General features: G+C 62.4%; 24 protein-coding genes, 1 tRNA gene and 1 pseudogene. 10 read left to right on the top strand and 16 right to left on the bottom strand.

From position 1 onward, the window contains the following. Positions 1 to 166: 166 nt before the first annotated feature. Positions 167 to 715, bottom strand: coding sequence for a terminase large subunit domain-containing protein (locus X738_RS0144640; protein ID WP_023803840.1), 549 nt, complete (start codon positions 713 to 715; stop codon positions 167 to 169). A gap of 79 nt (positions 716 to 794) precedes the next feature. Next, positions 795 to 1,199, bottom strand: coding sequence for a hypothetical protein (locus X738_RS87970; protein ID WP_023803841.1), 405 nt, complete (start codon positions 1,197 to 1,199; stop codon positions 795 to 797). 353 nt (positions 1,200 to 1,552) lie between these two features. Between X738_RS87970 and X738_RS78690 the strand changes: the two genes are divergently transcribed. Next, the gene (locus X738_RS78690; RefSeq protein ID WP_023803842.1) at positions 1,553 to 1,858 is read left to right on the top strand and encodes a hypothetical protein; all 306 of its coding nucleotides are present in this window, start codon (positions 1,553 to 1,555) and stop codon (positions 1,856 to 1,858) included. Between the two features lie 51 nt (positions 1,859 to 1,909). Here the strand turns inward: X738_RS78690 and X738_RS78695 are convergent, their stop codons facing one another. Both X738_RS78695 and X738_RS78700 read right to left on the bottom strand, forming a co-directional pair. Next, the gene (locus X738_RS78695) at positions 1,910 to 2,344 is read right to left on the bottom strand and encodes a DoxX family protein (RefSeq protein WP_023803843.1); all 435 of its coding nucleotides are present in this window, start codon (positions 2,342 to 2,344) and stop codon (positions 1,910 to 1,912) included. 227 nt (positions 2,345 to 2,571) lie between these two features. Next, positions 2,572 to 3,324: a tryptophan 2,3-dioxygenase family protein gene (locus X738_RS78700; protein WP_023803844.1), complete on the bottom strand. Its 753-nt coding sequence runs from the start codon at positions 3,322 to 3,324 to the stop codon at positions 2,572 to 2,574. A gap of 154 nt (positions 3,325 to 3,478) precedes the next feature. Between X738_RS78700 and X738_RS78705 the strand changes: the two genes are divergently transcribed. Continuing rightward, positions 3,479 to 3,952 carry an Lrp/AsnC family transcriptional regulator gene (locus X738_RS78705; RefSeq protein ID WP_031257046.1) on the top strand — a complete coding sequence of 158 codons (474 nt, stop codon included), beginning with the start codon at positions 3,479 to 3,481 and terminating at the stop codon, positions 3,950 to 3,952. Positions 3,953 to 4,304: 352 nt separating this feature from the next. On the opposite strand, the gene X738_RS78710 is transcribed toward X738_RS78705, so the two are convergent. After that, on the bottom strand, positions 4,305 to 4,691 hold the full coding sequence (locus X738_RS78710) for an ester cyclase (RefSeq protein ID WP_023803847.1): 387 nt from the start codon (positions 4,689 to 4,691) through the stop codon (positions 4,305 to 4,307). Positions 4,692 to 4,806: 115 nt separating this feature from the next. Between X738_RS78710 and X738_RS78715 the strand changes: the two genes are divergently transcribed. From X738_RS78715 to X738_RS78725, 3 genes and pseudogenes are all read left to right on the top strand, one after another. Continuing rightward, positions 4,807 to 4,880: transfer RNA gene (locus X738_RS78715), tRNA-Gln, on the top strand. Positions 4,881 to 4,996: 116 nt separating this feature from the next. Next, positions 4,997 to 5,179, top strand: a complete 183-nt coding sequence (locus tag X738_RS78720) for a DUF3606 domain-containing protein (protein ID WP_023803848.1) — start codon at positions 4,997 to 4,999, stop codon at positions 5,177 to 5,179. A gap of 162 nt (positions 5,180 to 5,341) precedes the next feature. Continuing rightward, positions 5,342 to 5,670 (top strand): annotated as a pseudogene (locus X738_RS78725) (GYD domain-containing protein). A gap of 71 nt (positions 5,671 to 5,741) precedes the next feature. On the opposite strand, the gene X738_RS78730 reads toward X738_RS78725, so the two are convergent. The 3 genes from X738_RS78730 to X738_RS78740 all read right to left on the bottom strand — a co-directional run bounded on the left by X738_RS78730 (position 5,742) and on the right by X738_RS78740 (position 9,748). After that, on the bottom strand, positions 5,742 to 7,874 hold the full coding sequence (locus X738_RS78730) for an EAL domain-containing protein (protein ID WP_023803849.1): 2,133 nt from the start codon (positions 7,872 to 7,874) through the stop codon (positions 5,742 to 5,744). 162 nt (positions 7,875 to 8,036) lie between these two features. Beyond that, positions 8,037 to 8,636, bottom strand: a complete 600-nt coding sequence (locus X738_RS78735; protein WP_023803850.1) for a YdeI/OmpD-associated family protein — start codon at positions 8,634 to 8,636, stop codon at positions 8,037 to 8,039. Positions 8,637 to 8,845: 209 nt separating this feature from the next. After that, positions 8,846 to 9,748 carry a S1C family serine protease gene (locus X738_RS78740; RefSeq protein WP_023803851.1) on the bottom strand — a complete coding sequence of 301 codons (903 nt, stop codon included), beginning with the start codon at positions 9,746 to 9,748 and terminating at the stop codon, positions 8,846 to 8,848. Positions 9,749 to 9,974: 226 nt separating this feature from the next. Here X738_RS78740 and yghU point away from each other — a divergent pair, with 226 nt between their 5' ends. After that, positions 9,975 to 10,841, top strand: a complete 867-nt coding sequence (yghU, locus tag X738_RS78745) for a glutathione-dependent disulfide-bond oxidoreductase (protein ID WP_023803853.1) — start codon at positions 9,975 to 9,977, stop codon at positions 10,839 to 10,841. A gap of 709 nt (positions 10,842 to 11,550) precedes the next feature. Here yghU and minE read toward each other — a convergent pair. From minE to X738_RS78765, 4 genes are all read right to left on the bottom strand, one after another. Next, entirely contained in the window at positions 11,551 to 11,823 is a 273-nt protein-coding gene (minE, locus tag X738_RS78750; protein ID WP_023803855.1) for a cell division topological specificity factor MinE, read from the bottom strand. Beyond that, entirely contained in the window at positions 11,820 to 12,635 is an 816-nt protein-coding gene (gene minD, locus X738_RS78755) for a septum site-determining protein MinD (protein WP_023803856.1), read from the bottom strand. The genes minE and minD overlap by 4 nt, the downstream gene beginning before the upstream one ends. A gap of 105 nt (positions 12,636 to 12,740) precedes the next feature. Then, on the bottom strand, positions 12,741 to 13,523 hold the full coding sequence (gene minC / locus X738_RS78760) for a septum site-determining protein MinC (protein ID WP_023803857.1): 783 nt from the start codon (positions 13,521 to 13,523) through the stop codon (positions 12,741 to 12,743). A gap of 164 nt (positions 13,524 to 13,687) precedes the next feature. Next, positions 13,688 to 14,125 carry a hypothetical protein gene (locus X738_RS78765; RefSeq protein WP_023803858.1) on the bottom strand — a complete coding sequence of 146 codons (438 nt, stop codon included), beginning with the start codon at positions 14,123 to 14,125 and terminating at the stop codon, positions 13,688 to 13,690. A gap of 276 nt (positions 14,126 to 14,401) precedes the next feature. On the opposite strand from X738_RS78765, the gene X738_RS78770 reads away from it, so the two are divergent. Beyond that, positions 14,402 to 15,115, top strand: coding sequence for an SOS response-associated peptidase (locus X738_RS78770; RefSeq protein WP_023803859.1), 714 nt, complete (start codon positions 14,402 to 14,404; stop codon positions 15,113 to 15,115). On the opposite strand, the gene X738_RS78775 is transcribed toward X738_RS78770, so the two are convergent. After that, complete coding sequence (locus X738_RS78775) at positions 15,112 to 15,372, bottom strand: hypothetical protein (RefSeq protein WP_023803860.1); 261 nt, start codon at positions 15,370 to 15,372, stop codon at positions 15,112 to 15,114. The two genes, X738_RS78770 and X738_RS78775, sit on opposite strands and share 4 nt — an antisense overlap. A 4-nt stretch (positions 15,373 to 15,376) precedes the next feature. Next, on the bottom strand, positions 15,377 to 15,637 hold the full coding sequence (locus X738_RS78780; RefSeq protein ID WP_023803861.1) for a hypothetical protein: 261 nt from the start codon (positions 15,635 to 15,637) through the stop codon (positions 15,377 to 15,379). Positions 15,638 to 15,772: 135 nt separating this feature from the next. On the opposite strand from X738_RS78780, the gene X738_RS86495 reads away from it, so the two are divergent. Continuing rightward, positions 15,773 to 15,952, top strand: coding sequence for a hypothetical protein (locus X738_RS86495; protein WP_023803862.1), 180 nt, complete (start codon positions 15,773 to 15,775; stop codon positions 15,950 to 15,952). 355 nt (positions 15,953 to 16,307) lie between these two features. Next, positions 16,308 to 16,745, top strand: a complete 438-nt coding sequence (locus X738_RS78790; RefSeq protein ID WP_245277871.1) for a GNAT family N-acetyltransferase — start codon at positions 16,308 to 16,310, stop codon at positions 16,743 to 16,745. A 176-nt stretch (positions 16,746 to 16,921) separates the two neighbouring features. Here X738_RS78790 and X738_RS89470 read toward each other — a convergent pair whose 3' ends face one another. Further along, complete coding sequence (locus tag X738_RS89470) at positions 16,922 to 17,359, bottom strand: DUF1127 domain-containing protein (RefSeq protein ID WP_031257048.1); 438 nt, start codon at positions 17,357 to 17,359, stop codon at positions 16,922 to 16,924. Between the two features lie 92 nt (positions 17,360 to 17,451). Continuing rightward, positions 17,452 to 17,613: a hypothetical protein gene (locus tag X738_RS86500; RefSeq protein ID WP_023803866.1), complete on the bottom strand. Its 162-nt coding sequence runs from the start codon at positions 17,611 to 17,613 to the stop codon at positions 17,452 to 17,454. A gap of 351 nt (positions 17,614 to 17,964) precedes the next feature. On the opposite strand from X738_RS86500, the gene X738_RS87975 reads away from it, so the two are divergent. Continuing rightward, positions 17,965 to 18,119: cyclic nucleotide-binding domain-containing protein (locus tag X738_RS87975; RefSeq protein ID WP_280811928.1), on the top strand; the 155-nt coding region annotated here is incomplete at its 3' end.

Consider the following 18,119-nt stretch of genomic DNA (forward strand, 5'->3'; position numbering starts at 1 on the left):
GCAATCAGTCCATTCTGTTACCTATCTATCCGGTTCGGACACCAGCCCCTTCTCCCCGTCACTATACGGGGAGAAGATGCCGGCAGGCAGATGAGGGGCAGCGCGAGGTAGGAAGGACGTCTTCGGATTTTGCTCGAAAAGACCCACTCTTCCTGAACTTGCCCCCTCACCCCATTCCCTCCACCGCTTCCGCCGACAGAAACAACAGCACCACTTCCGACATGCCGAGCAACGGCGTGAAGGTGACAATGGTGATGCCGCCGGTGGCATTGGTGCGGGTCAGGCCTTCGGAATAGATGTCGAGCGGTGGTTCCTCGTCGAACCAGACGCCGTGCAGCGTTTCGCCCTGCCACTTTTCGCGGCCCTTCTCAAAACTCTTGAACGACAGCACCGATTCATCGGCCTGCACATCGCCGCCGCCGCCATGGCGCACGACGACGCTGTCCAGCCCATGCGGCGCGCCGCGCCCCATGATGGTGCTGACAATGGCGTCGGCCGGGATCATGCCGGTGCCCCACGCCGCCGGCTGCTGCGGCGGGCCGATCAAAATGCGCTGCGGGTTGTCGCGTGTGCCCTCGGCGGTGACGCCCGCCGCCCACAGCCGCACGGCCGTGTCAAAAACCTTGCCTTGCCACCACTCGGGATAGCGGCCGGTGAGATGCATCGCCCATTCGGCGCCGCCGGCCCTTGTCTTGCCGAGCTGGTTGCCGGCCATGAACAGGCGTTCTCGGTTGGCAGCACCGGCCGCATGGAACTCGGCCTGTCGCGGGTAAGGCCGGTAGGCGGCAAGCTGGTTAGTGCGCCGCCTCCGGTCCAATTCCCTGAGCAGGCTCAGATACTCGGTCTTCGCTGTCGCGGTCCGGCTTTGCGAGTCCTGCGACGCCAGACTTTTCGAGAAACGGCCGCAGGACGGCTTCGAGGCCGCGGATGCGCTGCCTGATTTCGTCATCGCTCAGTGCTTCCAGACTGTTGATGTTGAGATGCAGATCCTTGGGCAGCACCGACAGCACGATCTTCAGATACTGATCGGGCTTTTCGGTGCGAACCTCGGCGATGACGCCGGCGCCATGCGCCCGGAAATCGGCGCGGATGGCGTCCAGAAACCCATCGGCCAGCGTCCTTTTCGCTCGCTTCGGCCGGCCGGCCGGCTTGCGTTCGGCCACATCAGCCGGTTCGTCGTCGAAAGGATTCTCGGCCATGGCCTACCGCGATGCTGGTGATTGGCGAAAGCCGGGGATGTCCGGTCCACCCTCCGCAGCTGCAGCGCAGCTGCTGCGGAGGACGGGCAGGACAGAGGGGGGGCGCTGTCCCGCCGACATTTGATATCGGCAACACAGGCAGGAACTTGTGAGAAGGCTTGATATAAAAAAACCCGCCTCGGCGGGCGGGTCGTTGGCGCAAATCAGCACCATGACTATATTCCTAGCATAGCTGCCGTCACAAAGCAAGCGAAATCTCGCGGGCCGGCCTAAATTCGGCCGCGCGCCGCGATATGGTGCAGGGATCGGAACCGGTGTTCGCGCGTTTGCAATTTGCCAATGGGAGCAAAGCCATGAATGTCGCCAATCTGCAACTCGAGGGCCTGCTGATGGCCGTCGCATCGATCAATCAGGTCCTTGTCCGCAAGGGCGTGCTGACGGTCGAGGAGATAGACATCGCCTTGCGCAAGGCCGAAGCCAGCGAGACCAGCGAGGAGCGCTCCGAAGGCATGTCGGCCTCGAGCCGCGATGCCGTCAACTTCCCGATCCGGCTGCTGGAGCTGGCGAACCAGTGTCAGCCGGAGGCGGACATGCCGTCCTTCTCCAAACTGGCGCGCATGGTCGGCCAGATGAAGGAACCCTACAACGACCAGATGTGACGTCGCGATCGCCTCGCCGTATCGGAACGCCGCTTGCCAGCCGAGCTACGATCACCTGGCCAGTGCAGCCTTCCAGGTCAGCACACGGCCCGGCCCATGCACGGCGGCAAACAGCAGCCCGGCCAGGAAGGTAAAATGATCGACGAAAAAGCCGAACTCGGCCTGGTTTCCGGCCCAGTGCGACGGCCCGTGGAAGGCAAAGGCGAGGAACAGCACATAGGCGCCGGCGACAAGAGCGGCCTGCGAGAACAAGGCGCCGGTCAGGAAGCACAGGACGAGGACGACTTCGAGCACGGCCGCGCACCAGGCCAGAAACAGCGGGAACGGAAATCCGGCGGCGGCGATGTAGCCCGCGGTGGCGCCCATGTCGATGAATTTGAAGGTCACCGCCATGAGGAAGACGGCTGCGAAGATCAAGCGGCCAGTCAGGATTGCCGCGGTCTGCCACGGCGGTTGAGCCGGTGATTGGGTGGTTTCCGATGACATGCCGTCCTCCAGGGTTGCGACCGATTTCGCCCCAAGGACGTTGCCCCAGCCGCAAACCCGACATGCGGCGCTTCCCCTTCTCCCCTTGTGGGAGATGGTGGCCGCGAAGCGGTCGGATGAGCGGTGCTCCAGCTTGGCATCGCCGCATTCCGTCCAACACCCCTCATCCGGCTCGGCGCTGCGCGCCGATCCACCTTCTCCCACAAGGGGAGAAGGGATCGCGGGCCTTACCCTGCCTTCGCCTCCGGGTGGCTGATCGGTGCCCGCACAGTCCCATACTGGCCGCTCCAGCGGTCGGTCATGTCGCAGCGTATGTCCCACAGCTCCGGGAAGAAGCGATGCAGGGCGCCGGCCTGCAGCAGTTCGACCGGCCGGCCCTTGAGCGATTTCGAGCCGAGCCCGATCGAGCGGTGGATGAGATAAAGATGATTGGCGCGGAATTTCTGGAACAGCTCGTCGAATTCGATCAGCGCCTCGGCGACGACATAGCTGTCGCCGTGATCATAGCTGACATCGTAGACATCCTCGACCGAGAGCCCGCGACCATCGAGATAGGACGCCTTGAACGCCCGCCACAGGTCCGGCGGCATGCGCAGCAAGAGCTTGAAGCCCGGCGATTCCTGGCCGCTGCCATTGCCGAGTTGCAGCCGAATCTCCTGGTATTCCTTGGGCGACATGGTTTCGAGCAGGTCGAGCTGCGCCGTCATCAGGCGCATCAGCCGATGCACCCGCCCCATCAGCGTGACGATGCGATGGGTGTTCTGCTGCTCGAGGAAGTCGACGACATCGACCAGCGTGTAGGCGATGAGCTTCATCCACAGCTCCTCGACCTGGTGGACGATCTGGAACTGCAGCTCGTCGGCATTGACCATCTCGGCCAGCGGCTTCTGGCAGGCGAGTAGCTTGTCGCAGCTGAGGTAGACGCCATAGTCGCGCATCTCGGGCGCTTCGATACGGGCGTAATAATCCGGCTTGTGCATGGCAGCTGCTCCTTTGCCCGGCCCTCAGGGCGTTTGTTCGGTCCGAGCCCGCAGTTTAGTCGCTTTTCACTTGAACATTGTTCCTTTGTGTTATCCAAATGCCAGAAAATGGAGGACAAATGTTCATCTATTGCGAATGTTTCGAGAACGGGTGATGCTGGATGCGGTCGACCGGAAGATCGTCGCGGCGCTGGAACGCGATGCGCGCACCTCCTTCGCAGTGCTCGCCGACGAGGTTGGTTTAAGCAAGACGCCGTGCTGGAAGCGGGTCAAGGCGCTGGAGGACGCCGGCATCATCCGCGGCTACTCGACGCGGGTCGACCCGGCCAAGCTTGGCTTCGGCATCGAAGCTTTCATCCAGGTGTCGATCGATTTCGAACTCTCCGAAGCCTTCGAGGCCGCCGTCCAGGCGCATCCGCTGATCCGGCGCTGCCACGCCACCACAGGCGAGGCCGACTATCTCCTGCAGATCGTGACCGTCGACATGATGGCGCTGGACAGGATGCTGCGCGTCGAGCTCAGCCGCCTGCCCGGCGTGCGCCGCACGATCACCTCGATGGCGATGCGCGAGATCAAGGATGACATTTCTTTCGCCAATGCCGTGGGGCATGCCCAGCAGAATCGATAGCATAGCGGGCCGGCAACGGTCTTGCGCCGGTCTGGTCGCGTCGCACCGCTATTTTTCGCTTACCTTAGGGGTTTGGGCGCGGTATCCGCGACTTAAGGCGTGTAGCCCAGCGCGGCCAGGGCCGACAGCCCTGCAGCCAGGCCAATTGCGATAACAATGCCGAAATGCCGTTCCAGGAATTTGCGCCCCTGCCAGTCGTATCGCATATCTGAAACTCCGCCGCGTAATCTGGGGCAGCGTGTTCAGGCGTCAAGCCCGGGTCCTTGACAGGCGGTGGGCAGGCAGCTGCCATTGTTCATATCGTGGTTCATATCGGAACGTGGAACGACTCGCATGGCCGAGCATTCTCGCGCTAAAGCTGAGCTTCGATGGCAGCCTTGTCTATGACAGACCATACTTCTACAATCTTTTTGTCCCCAAATTCATAGATAACATTCTCGGCAAAGGAAACTCTCCTCCCATTTACAGGGAGGCCGAGGAAGCTTTCTTTCGGCGTGCAGTCGAACCCGAGCCGGCTCGCTATGTAGGGCGGATCGGAAATCAGCATCTGGACGTTGAAATAAAGGTCCGGAATTTCAGCAAAGTCTCTCTCCAGCATTTTGCGATAGCCTGATAGACCGAGCCGCCGGCCGTTGTGGATCACCTCATCATCAACGAACTGCCCCAGCTTCGGCCAGTCCTGCTTGTTCAGGCAGGCAATGTAGTCTCGGTAGATGTCGGAGAGGTCGGTTTTGGTCACGGCGATTGCTCCCGTCTCTACAAGGCCCTGCTGAAGGCTCATGCTCAAGCCGATGATGACATGAAGCAGCTTCATGCGCGGATGAGAAAGTGCTAGACAGCGTCACTTCCTCTATTCCCGCTTCGTCTAATGGTAGGACAGCGCCCTTTGAAGGCGTGAATCGTGGTTCGAGCCCATGAGCGGGAACCAGCAGCTCACCGGTCGGGGCAACCGGTCAGACCGGCGTGCCTCCCCTTTTCCAAACTGGCATGGATGGTCGGGCCGACCAAGCAACCCTATAACCACCAGATATGATGGAGGACGACATGGCCGACGACAAATCCAGGAGCAAGCAGGACCGCAAACCGGCCGCCGGCGAGGAGCCTTACGACGTAGCGGCGTTTGCGAAAAAATATGGCATACCGCCGAGCGAGGCCGCGACCATCATCAAGCGGTACGGGCCTTCGAGAAAGAAGCTCGACTCGCATATGGCGAGCCGCAACGCCTGATCCGCATCGGCGGCGCCTGCAGGATAGGTGTTGCGATTATATTAGCCTGAGCGCATATTTTGTCAGCCGGTGAACCAACCAAGCCGGTCAGGCTCGGCGCCAGCCCCCCTCGATCCCCTCGACGCCGAGCCGCTGGGGGATCGGCGGCCCTGGAGGCGAACCATGCCCATGTATCTCTCACGATTCAGCTATACGCCCGAGACTTGGGCGCGGCTGATCGAAAACCCCGAGGATAGACGCGAGGCAGCCCGCACCTACATCGAATCGGTGGGCGGAAAGCTGCACGGGTTCTGGTACGGCTTCGGAGAGCACGATGGCTGGAACCTGTGGGAGGCGCCCGACAACGTTTCGATGGCATCTGTCATGCTTGCATTGGTGCGGGAGGAGCGCTGAGCTCGTACGAGACCACCGTTCTCCTGAGCGTCGAAGAGACGATGCAAGCCCTTGGCAAGGCAAAGTCGGTCCGCTATCGCCCGCCGGGAAAGCCCTGACCAGTCGCCCATCAAGGCGCCGGAACGGTTTTGCGGACTTTTCTCTCCGGGCTAGCCCGGAGAGATCCGGGCTAGGCTCGCCGTCCGGCCGGCGCGGGCGCCCTCGCCCGTGCCACGCTCGCTTGTGTCGCGCTCGCCCGGGTCGCGCACGCCCGCGCCACGATCGCTTGCAGCGGTTCCGGCCGGTGCAGCAGAAATCCCTGGCCGAAGGCAATGCCCATATCCGCGAGGATGTCGAGCGCATCCTGCGCTTCGATCTTCTCCGCCACCACGGAGCAGCCGAGGCTCCTGGCGATGCCGGATATCGCCGAGACGATTTCGCGGTCGAAGCGGCTATCGGCAATATGCTCGATGAACGAACCGTCGATCTTGATCGTGTCGACGGGAAAGCGCCGGAGATATTCGAACGAGCTCATGCCCGCCCCGAAATCGTCGAGGCTGACGCGGCAGCGCCGCTCGCGCGCCTTGCCGACGAACTGCTCGGCAGCTGCGAAATTGGTGACCGCGGCGGTTTCGGTGATCTCGAAGCCGATGCCGGAATGCGGCGCCCCGGTCTCGGCGATGACGGCGTCGACGAAATCCCAAAGCTGCGGGTCGCTTAGCGTCTGCGCCGACAGGTTGAAGCCGAGCGTGAGCGCCCCTGACTTCAGCGCCGGACCATGAAGCGACAGCGCCGTCCTGATGATCCAGCGGTCGAGCCGCGAGGCGACGCCGAACCGCTCCGCCGCCGGGATGAACTCGCCCGGCGGGATCAGCCGCCCGTTGCGCCCGGCGAGCCGCGCCAGGACCTCGACATGGCGGCTTTCTTGCCAGGGTTTTCCGAGCTGGTGGATTTCCTGGCCGAACAGTTTCAGCCTTCCGTCCGCCATGGCGTCGACAGTGTCGGCCGCCAGCCGCGCCGCATTGAGCCCGCTGGAACCGGACGTCGTCTCGGGCGAGAACACCGCGAAGCGATTGCGCCCGGCAGCCTTGGCCGCATAGCAGGCGTCGTCGGCGCAGGCGAGCGCGTCGGCCACTGCGGTATTCGCATCGGCGACAAAGGCGATGCCGATGCTGGCCGCGAGCTTGCGCGACGTCGCCGTCAAGCCGAGGTCGGCATCGCGAACCGCCGCGAGAACGGCGCCGGCGAGACGCTCGGCTTGCGCTGCGTCGCAATCAGGCACCAGCAGCGCGAACTCGTCGCCGCCGAGGCGCGCGGCGTGCACCGACGGCGGCAGACAGCCCAGAATGCGCTCGGCGACGCTCTTCAGGGCAAGGTCGCCGGCGGCGTGGCCGGCGAAGTCGTTCAGTGCCTTGAAGTAGTCGAGATCCACGTAGAACACCGCGAGCCGGCGCGCCGTTGCGATGTGCTCGGCCAGCAGCCGGTCGAAAGCGGCGCGGTTCAGAAGGCCGGTCAGCGCGTCATGGCGGGCCGCATGGGCAAGCTCCTGCTCGCGTTGCTTCGCCTCGGTGATGTCGCGCACCGTGCCCAGGATCTGGCCTGACGACTGGGCGTCGGCGAACCGTATCAGCGATTCGAGATGTCGGATTTCGCCGTTCCGCTTGATGATGCGGTATTGCACGGCGACGACCTTTTGCGTTTGCAGCGGCGCCACATGGGCCCGCTCGGCGTCGGCCCGGTCGTCCGGATGCAGATAGCTGTGCCAGAGGTCTTGCGACACTTCGTCGGTGTCGGCGACAAGCCCGTAGATGTCCCGCGTCCGCTGGTCCCAGTAGCTTTTGCGTGCGGCGAGATCGTGGTGCCAGATGCCGGTGCCGCTGGCCGCCAATGCCAGGCGAAAGCGGACGTTGACCTGTTCAAGCTCTGCTTCCGCCTGCTTCTGCTTGGTGATGTCGGTCTGGACGCCCATCAGTCTGACCGGCCGGCCTTCGGCGTCGCGTTCGACCACTCCACCGCGATCGAGAACCCATACCCAGTGACCGGATTTGTGCTTCAGCCTGAGCTCGGTTTCGATCGAATCGGTCAGGCCGGCAATGTGGCGTTCGCCGCTGGCCACCGCCCGCTCGCGATCGTCGGGATGCGTCAGCTGCAACCAGAGATCGCTTGTCTCCGCAAGCTCACCCTCGCCATAGCCGAGCATCTGCGACCACATCGCCGAGTAGAAACAGTCGCCGCTCGCGAGATCCCAGTCCCAGACGCCAAGATGCGCGCGTTCGAGCGCCAGTTCCCAGAACTCCCCGTTGCGATTTTTCTTTTCGGCCATGCTCTGGACTTCGCCCGCCTCGTCGCCGCCATTGTGTGGCAAAAGCCAAGAAGAAACCGTTACTGCGCAGCGGCCGGGGTGGACGGCCAATTTCTATCACCCTGACACCCACGAGGCGGGAACTTTGCCGAAACGGCAGCCACAGCCGCGACGGCGCCAGCCTCACTTCTTCCCTTGCGGGTAGATCGCCTCACCGCGCTTCAGCATCTCGACGAAGGCGGCGATCTTCTTCTCGCGGCCAGCCTCGGTCTTCATGTTGTGGATGCGGAAGGCGAGCGCGAAGCGGTTCTGCGCGCTGAGCCCTGCCAGCATCGCCTTTGCCTCGGGCTCGGCGTCTATTGCGGCCTGCAGATCCGCGGGGATTTTCATGTCCTTGCCGCTTGCATAGGCGCGCGCCCAGCGCCCGTCGGCCTTCGCCGCCTCGACCTGTTTGAGCCCATGCTCGGTCATCCGGCCCGCCTGGATCAGCCGGGCGACGTTGTCGACGTTGATCTGGCTCCAGATGCTCTTCCTGCCGCGCGGTGTGTAGCGCTGCAAATAGCTCTTGTTGTCGAGCCCCTTGCGCACGGCATCGATCCAGCCCCAGCACAGCACGACGTCGATGGCCTCCTTGGGCGTGATCGAAGGCAGTCCCGAACCGACCTTGTGGATCTTGATCCAGATTTCTGTCTCGGTGCCGTGATGCTTGCCGAGCCAGGTGTAGAAGCTCTCGGCATCGCTGAATTCGCGCACCTTGGCGGGGTCGACCTCGACCGGCGCCATCAGCGGGTCCGCCTTTCTGTGGTCGTCATCGGTTCTCCTTTGTCGCTGCTTGGCTCCGATCGAATGGAGCAACAGTGGCCTTGTTGCAAGGCTGCCGCCCATGGCGGTCTTTCAAATCGTGATGTAATAACCTGCGGCCTTCCGGCTCGGCGCTGCGCGCCGATCCACCTTCTCCCACAAGGCCCACAAGGGGGGGAAGGAAAGGAGCCTCACTGCAGCTGCGGTTTCTTGAGAAAGCTGTTGCGGTCGGCCGACTTGACGCGCAGCCAGGTTTCGCGGCCATCGCGCACAACACGCAACGGGATCTCGGCGCCCGCCTGGTTCTGCCACAACTTGCGGTAGAAATCGGCGAGCCCGTCGACTTCGCCGTCGCGCACATCCGAGATGATGTCGCCCTGGCGCAGGCCGGCTTCGGCGGCCGGGCTGCCTTCGGCGACGCTCATCACCACGACCTCGCCATTGCTTTCGGCGGAGAAGGCGCCGAGCCATGGGCGCGGTGGCTTGGCAACCTGGCCGCGTGTCAGCAGATCGTCGAGGATGGGCGGCAGCAGGTCGATCGGCACCACCATGTTGATATCGGCGATCTCGCCGGCGCGGCTCATCTGCAGGCGCAGAGAACCGATGCCGAGCAGCCTGCCGTCCTGCCCGATGAGGGCCGCACCTCCCCATGACGGATGAGCCGGCGCGGTGAAGATCGCCTCGTCCAGCAGATATTCCCAATAGCCGGCGAATTCCTGCTTGGTGACGATGTACGCGCTTACCGCCTGGCCGATGCCGTCGGCGAGCACCACCGGGTCGCCGGCCATCGCCCTGGCCGCGTCGCCGAAAGCCACTGCGGGCAGGGAGAGCGGGGCCAGCGCCTGCACCAGGCCGAAGCCCGTTTCCTGGTCGTAGGCGAGCGCGTGCGCGGGAATGACGCGCCCGCTGTGGTCGGTCAGCCAGACTTCTTCCGCCTCGGTGATCAGATAGCCGATGGTGAGCACCAGGCCGTTGTCGCGAATGACCACGCCGCTGCCTTCCCGGCTGGTGCCTAGCGCATTCGCGGTGAAGGCATCATCCGGGATCGAAGCCCGTACCGTCACGATGGACCGCAAAATCGTATCGATGGTCATGCTCTCAATCCTGGCCATATTCACGACGACCGTTCAGAGGGCCGGCATCTTCTATAGCTATGGCGCATGTGACGAGGCGCAAGGGCCGGATGCAATCGCGCAGGCTTGCGCTGCCGACATCGACAATAGTTCAACACAAGTTGAACTTCCGTCAGCCCGCACTACCTGTATCTATGCAAGCTGATCCTCCCCAAGACCCTCTCCGCTCACATCAAAGGCCTCCGAAATGAACCAATACACACCGCCGAAAGTATGGATCTGGAACAAGGAAAATGGCGGCGCCTTCGCCAGCATCAACCGGCCGATCGCCGGCCCGACGCATGACAAGCAGTTGCCGGTCGGCAAGCATCCGCTGCAGCTTTACTCGCAGGCGACACCAAACGGCGTGAAGGTGACGATCATGCTGGAGGAACTGTTGGCGCGCGGCCACAAAGGCGCCGAATATGACGCCTGGCTGATCAGGATCAACGACGGCGACCAGTTCGGCAGCGGCTTCGTCGAGGTCAATCCCAACTCCAAGATCCCGGCGCTGATGGACCGCAGCGGGCCAAAGCCGATCCGCATCTTCGAATCCGGCTCGATCCTGCTGCATCTGGCCGAGAAATTCGGCGAGTTCCTGCCGATCGAGCAGCCGGCGCGCGCAGAAACCCTGTCGTGGCTGTTCTGGCAGATGGGCTCGGCGCCCTATCTCGGCGGCGGCTTCGGCCATTTCTACGCCTATGCACCGGAAAAATTCGAATATGCCATCGACCGCTTCGCCATGGAGGTGAAGCGCCAGATGGACGTGCTCGACCGGCGCCTGGCGGTAAGCGAATATCTCGGCGGCGACGCCTACACGATTGCCGACATCGCCGTGTGGCCCTGGTATGGCGGGCTGGCCAAGGGCCGCATGTACAACGACGCCGGCGCGTTCCTGTCGGTGCAGGAATACAAGCACGTGCAGCGCTGGGCCGACGCGATCGACGCGCGGCCGGCGGTGCAGCGCGGCCGCATGGTCAACCGCGCCTTCGGCGAGCCGGCGATGCAACTGCACGAGCGCCACGACGCCAGCGACTTCGACACCAGGACGCAGGACAAGCTGGCGGCGGAGTGAGCAGAGCGACGGAGCTGGAGCGGATGACGCGCTGCGCAGTATCGGGCATATGCACCCGGAGATATATACTGGTTGACTAAAGTAACGGAACGTCCAAGGCACATTCCCAGAACCGAACATGTCCGCTTTCAAGCGGTTTAGACCATACTGTCTATCTGATGAACATCATGGTCTAGGCATGTTTATATTTGTGGTGGCCGACCTGAATCTCGAAACCGCATGCAGTCTCGACGGTCCAGTACTCGCGGGTCGCGGTCACTGTGTGTCTTTCGTTCGGCACTATAGATCAGCCGGACGACGGACAAAAAATATCCAAGCTGCAGAACGATCAAGGTGAGGACCGTCCAGCCGAGCGCCTTCCAGATTGAACCCGTTGCCAAAAAAGTCGAGAGCGCCACGACGAATGCCGCGGCGGTCATCCCCACCAGGAACTGTGGAAAATTCATCGCTCTTCAAGGCCGCCCCGGAGCTTCTAACAGCCGCGACGACCACCCTTGCCCATTTACCCCGGACCAACGTTTTCACCCTTTTGTTGGTTGCGCAAGTGGCAAATGGAAGGGAAGTATTTAACGCAAGCTATGGTTGATATAAAATAAGAAGATGTCGGCGGGACAGTACCCCCTTTGTCCTGCCGGCCATTGGGGTGATGGCCGGTAGGCCAGAGGGGGCGCTGTCCCGCCGGCGTCAAAAACTACTACAGGCGCAACGCTCAGGCCGACATGGCCAGCGGCCTTGCGCTCTTGTTGGGGATCTGGATGTCGATCTCCAGCGTCGACATCGTCTCGCCGCGATCCATCGAGACCTGCAGATAATCCTGGTCGATCTGCACATGCCTGGCGATCACGGCCATGATCTCCTCGCGCAGCACCGAGACGAGATCGGGCTGGCTGCGGTTGCGGCGCTCATAGGCGAGCAGCACCTGCAGCCGCTCGCGCGCCACCGGCGCGCTGCCGCGCCGCTTGAAGAGGTCTAACAGGCTCATGCTGCCCTCCTTCCAAAAAGCCGATCGAGAAAGCCCTTGCGCTCGAACGGCACGACGACCGGCAGGTCCTCGCCCTCGAGCCGTTTGGCCGCCTCGATATAGGCACGGGCGGCGGAATTGGTCGGATCGCTGAGTGTCACCGGCGACCCGAGGTTGGAGGCCTTGAGCACGTCCTGGCTCTCGGGAATGATGCCCAGCAGCGGCGTCGACAGGATCTCGAGCACGTCGTCGATCGAGAGCATTTCGCCGCGCGCCGCGCGCGCCGCATCATAGCGCGTCACCAGCACATGCTTGGCGATCTGCTCGCCCCGCTCGGCCTTGACGGTCCTGGCGTCGAGCAGGCCGATGATGCGATCGGAATCGCGCACCGAGCTGACTTCCGGGTTGGTGACGATGACCGCCTCGTCGGCAAAGCGCATGGCAAGCTGCGCGCCGCGCTCGATGCCGGCCGGGCTGTCGCAGAAGACGTAGTCGAACACCGAGCTCAGCTTTTCGATCACCTCGCCGACGCCCTCCTCGGTCAGCGCATCCTTGTCGCGCGTCTGCGAGGCCGGCAGCAGGAACAGTGTCTCGACCCGCTTGTCGCGGATCAGCGCCTGCGACAGCTTGGCCGTTCCCTGGATGACGTTGACCAGGTCGAACACCACCCGCCGCTCGGCGCCCATGATCAGGTCGAGATTCCTCAAACCCACGTCGAAGTCGACCAGCGCCACCCTCTTGCCGGTTCTCGCGACGGCGGCGCCAAGGGCGGCCGTCGAGGTCGTCTTGCCGACGCCCCCCTTGCCCGAGGTGACCACCACAACTTTGCCCATCTATGCCTCCTTATTGTTGTTTGTATTGTTAAGCGTTTGATTTATGCGATTCGCTTAAGTCTTTGTTTTAATTCTAAAACTGCTGCATACTTTCGGGCGACTGCATTAGCTGAACGGCGCGATGCGCAGCGTGTCTTTTTCCAGAAACGCCTGCACCGCTTTTCCACGCAAGGCCGGCTCCATCTCCTCGGCGGTGCAATACCAGCCGTCGACCGACAGCAGTTCGGCCTCGTTTTTGCGGCAGAAGATGCGCGCCGCCGAATGGCCGAGCACACCGGCCGACGCCCGCCCGCGCAACGTGCCGTAGACGTGGATCGAGCCGGCAGCGACGATCTCGGAACCGGAGGCGACCGAGCCCAGCACGATGACATCGCCATGCGCGTGGAAGATCGACTGGCCCGAGCGGATCGGCGTCTTGACCATCAGCGTGGCCGGCGCGTCCGGCAGCCTGTCTTCTGGTTGCCTGTCTTCTGACTGCTTGCCCGGTTCCGCCCTGCCTTCTTCCGCCCTGCCCGCCTCTTCCGGCCCGCCGGCAGCCTTTTGGTCGGCCTGCATGAGCAGCCCGGCTGTGGCCTCTTTGGCGCCGATCAGCAAAGGCGGCAGACTGGGCTCAAGCACCGTGTTGCCTTCGAGCTCGATGGCATAGATGCGGATGCCGCGCAGGCCAAGCTCGGCAACCAGCGCTTCGATCTGGCTGACCGCGGGCTTCAACGTGTTGAGGTTGAGCACCACCGGGCGGCCGGCAAAATAGCCGGGAGAATTGCCGATCCAGCGGTCGAGGCTTTCCAGCCACTCCGAAAGCGGCGTCTCCGGGGTGAGCGTGAAGGCGACGAAGGAGCGGGCGCGAAAGCGAATGGATTTGGTCTCGACGGGGGCGGCGAAGGTCACGGACAGCGATTCCTTACTGATAGGTAAACGCTAGCCAGCCATGGTTAACGAAAGGTTAACGGAGGGCTGTTTGCGGCGTCCGGAAAGCTGTTACTGACAGGCTCGGCGTGTCAGCAGCCGCAGACAACGCTGGAAATCGCCGGCCCCTCCTCGACACTTGCTGGCTAGGTGCCCTTCGCTGCGTCCTCGATCAGTTCCGCCAGCAAGCTAGAGAACCGCTCGTCAGCCCTATCCCCGATGTTTCCCACTTCTCTTGCCACCATCCCCGGCGAAGAGACCGACACTTGTCCACTCAGCTGAACGTTGACCGTGAACGTTCTTCCGACCACCTCCTTTTCCGTTCCCCGCTTCCTGTAGATTCTGAACCGAATAGATGGTGTTGATGCTTTGGCTTGGCGGCGTGGCGCGGTGTCCATCTCGACGGCCACCTCGCCTGCTACGTCAGCCCTGGCCGTTTCCAGCGACGCAACCACGACGTCGTTTAGCCAGGCCCTTGCTTGCGCGCCGAAGTCCACCCCCTCGGCCTTCTCATTGCCGACCTTCTCCTCTTGCTCACGGCGAGCTTCCTTGCCGCGGTCAAGGGCATCTTTGAACTTGGACATGGTGGTTTGCCTCCAATTGTGGGCGCATGAGACCAGCTGTCACATCGCCATGCTCCTCCTAATGGGTAGAACGCGCGCGAGCGGTGTGCGTTGCGTAGGCGGAGCCCGCGGTTCGCCGTGCTGCGCGCGGCGGTATCCTTCTGCCGCGGTCGATCGCCGGGATGGCGGCGGTGATCGTGGCGCTGTGGGCTGGGGTAGCGTGTCAGCAGCCGGCCGGAGAGCGCTGGAAATTACCTGCCCTTTCCCGCAAGATGCCTGAACATCCCTGGGCTCGACATGTGCAACCTCTACAACATCACCACCAGCCAGGAGGCGATCCGCCAGTGGACCCGCGCCTTGCGCGACAGTCTCGGCAATCTCGAGCCCTCCATCGACATCTACCCCAACCAGCCCGGCCCGGTAGTGCGCAACGCGCCGGACGGTGAGCGGGAACTGGCCAACCTGCTGTGGGGCATGCCGACGCCGGTCGAGCGCGTGAAGGGCAAGGCCGACTACGGCACCACCAACATCCGCAACCCGCAATACGGCCACTGGCAGCAATATCTCGGCGTCGAGAACCGCTGCGTGGTGCCGCTGACCAGTTTTGCCGAACCGAGCCCAACGCCGGGCGACAAGGACCCGGATACCGGTATCCAGAAAAACTACTGGTTCGCGCTGAACGAGGCGCGGCCGCTGTTCTTCTTCGCCGGCCTGTGGACGCCCTGGCAAGGCGTGCGCAAGGTCAAGGATGGCCCCGGCGAGTTCGAGCTCTACGGTTTTCTGACCACCAGGCCCAACGCCCTGATCGCGCCGATCCACGAGAAGGCGATGCCCGTGATCCTGACCACGCAGGAGGAAACCGAGACCTGGCTGACCGCACCGTGGTCGCAGGCCAGGCACCTGCAGCGCACGGCACCCGACGACGCGCTGGTGATCGTCGACAAGCCGGCGACACAGATAAAATTTCCGCCGCAGGCCCCACAGGCGCCGGTACAGGGTTCGCTGTTCTAAAGCTTGAATTTTTGCAGCACCCAGATGTAGCCCTTCGGCGGATGGTCCTGGTCGACGAACTGGGTCTTCACCGTCGTGTCCGTTCGGTTGCACCGCTTGCATCTGAATCGGATGGTCTCCAGCGGCTTGTTCCAGCCCACCACCTTGGCCACGTCGTTGGCCCGAAAACGCCCGACATGGTAGCAGTGGCCGCACTCGACGATCAGCAGCATGTTGGCCTTCGCGGCACGTCCAACGCTGTCCATCGGCCCGGCCATGGCCTCATTTCCGAGTCAAATAGCCCTCGGGAAGCGGAAGCAGGCCAAGATCCGGCATCTGGAAATCGGGCTCCTTCTCCGCTACGCTGGCCATCACCTCATGCAATTTTTCGACAAGCCCGCAAAGCTGCCAAAACAGCTCGCCATGCGCCTTCAGATGCAGTTGCGACGAAAGCACCGTCCTGCGCAGGCTGAGAGCGTCGCTGATGATCGCCTCGGCATGCCTCGCCGACAGCCTGTCAAACCGGCTTTTTCGTCTGCCCATCGCGGCTCTCCCCAGTTTGTGAGCAACCGCCCCACCACTGACAAATAGGAAGGCATTCCTCGCCAAGTCAATTCACACTTGACATTTTTGTTCCCGTTTTGTTCAATTTAAACAGAAACTGTCGGAGGCATCGTCATGGACCACATCGTGACGCTGGACAGACGCCAGGAGGCCGCCCTTCAGGCGATCGCCCAAAAGTTCATCGCCCAGCACAAGGGCGACGCGGTGAAGGCGCTCAGGGAGATGATCGTGCTCAATGGGCACCTGCAGGAGCGGCTTGACGCCGTGGAGGGACGGCGCCGGGCGACGCGGTAAGCGCCTAGAGATGACGGTAGCAGGACGCGTGTTCAATCGTGCCGTTCGAAGGTCGGCTTAGCGCCTATCTTGGTCATTCGAAGCAATTTCGCTGTTACTCGAAAGCGGACATCGGCAGCGCGAAGCTATTGGTCCTGGTTGCGCCATGTTCAGACATTCGCGGTGCTTCTCCAGAGCGGACGTTAGCTCATCGGTAGGAGTCGACCTGCGGACCATGCCTGATGGTAGATGTAGGGAACGACGTGACCCCCATGCGATGAAGCGGCGGTAGGCCGCCGCTCCGAATTTGAGCGGCCCGTCCGGCAACGCTATAATTGACCGGCAGGGGACGTTATCGATGACGCAAATCAGAGCCATGACTGAGCAGGACGTGCCGTCGGTATCGCTGCTCATTGGAGAGTCTTGGCGCAGGACGTACTCGCCAATCATGGGTGCCGAGACCGCGGCCCTGATTTCGGATGAAGATCACACGCTGCAGCGGATTGCGGCGGAACTGACAGACACCAACAAAATGTCGTTCGTGGCAGAACGGCCAGACGGCTCGATTGCCGGCTACGCGATGGCTAAGATGAATGAAGCCGGCGACGTCATGCTTGACCGGCTCCACATCGATCAAAGCGAGTACGGCACCGGGCTAGCCGCTAATATATTGCACGCTGTCTTTGCCGCCCATTCCGGCATCCTGAGCATCGCACTCGAAGTGCTCGAGGGAAACGACCGGGCAATGGCCTTTTACCGCAAACATGGTTCGAAGTGGCCGCGTTGCACGGTGCAGAAGGCCATGCATCGTTGATTATGCGCAAACTGCTATCGCGCGCCTAGTCGGAACTCGCGCATCGAACAGTACATCACGTCTTCCGTCCCCAGCGCACCGGCGGCCTCCCCGTTCGCAATCCAAATAGACGTCTTTCAGCTGTTTGATTGGCATGTCAGCGTGAGCGAGCGCGAGGGACTTAACAACTGACATGATCATTTTGAGATCCTCCCCAGTTCCCGTCGGTCAACATTCAGTCCTTGGGGTCGCAGGTGTAGTGCCGTTCGAAGGTCCCGTCCGCGCGCCGCTGCTTGTCGAAGCCGCGATGTAAGGCTCGATCGCGCGCTCGTGGACCAGCCAAAGGGGATCTCGGCCGAGGCGTAGCTACTGCCGACGGCCAACCGTTTCGGGATCGAGGCCGAAGCGATCCTGGTGCGCTCGATCGTCGTGCCGGCCGCGCCTGCCTCCGCATGACGGATGGCGCGGCTTCGCAAAGCGCACATGATTTCGTCACGTGAGATGCCGATGTCGGCAAGAACGTCATCGGGTAAACGGCTCAACTGGTCCCTTGCCGACAAGAGAGCTTTTCCCTCGGCGCGGAGGCGTAACCACCTGCGAAATGGACCAATGGCGGCAGCATGAATTATAACCATGATCAGATCGTACCTTCATTGATCTGAATTGACCGGTACGGAACGGCGCGAACGGCACTCCGGGCGAGAGCGTCAGCCGTCCGCGAGGCAAGTTAGGCGTAGTGGTCGATGGATTGGTTTTGCCGCCGCGTGCCCATACGGCGGGCGGTGGCTGGCCCCGGGCCACGCATGTAATAAAGCTCCGGGCGGTAGCGCGGCGCGACGAATTTGCGAAACCCCGCAGCAAGTTTTGTGACGGGAGCCAAGAATTTCATGACTGTTCCCTTTCCTTTCGCCGGCTTGCGCACGAGCCGGCGGGCCTGACGTTGCAACAAGGATATGACAGTCGAACCAGGCTCGGCTGTGGGAATTCCCACACCGGGGAAAACATAAAATCCGCTCCCAGTTTTGCTTTCCGGAAAGCGGGACCTGCGGCCATCAAATTTCCTTGGATAGGGAGTAAGATGAAGTACACCTGATTGAACAAGAGGCTGTTGTGACAGGCTCTCCGGCCTTCATCTCAAGACTTTGCGATGCCGACCTCGCCGCGCTGACCAAACGGTGGCACGAGCGCAGCTATCGACACAACGAGCTGATCATTTCCCACGGCGACACTGGTCGCGANGCTGACCAAACGGTGGCACGAGCGCAGCTATCGACACAACGAGCTGATCATTTCCCACGGCGACACTGGTCGCGATGTCTTCTTCCTGCTGGAAGGACGGGCTCGCGTGACACTGGTTTCAGCGGACGGCAGGGAGATAGCGTATCGCGATGTCGA

This window comes from Mesorhizobium sp. L48C026A00 (assembly GCF_000502375.1).
GTDB classification, from domain to species: domain Bacteria; phylum Pseudomonadota; class Alphaproteobacteria; order Rhizobiales; family Rhizobiaceae; genus Mesorhizobium; species Mesorhizobium muleiense.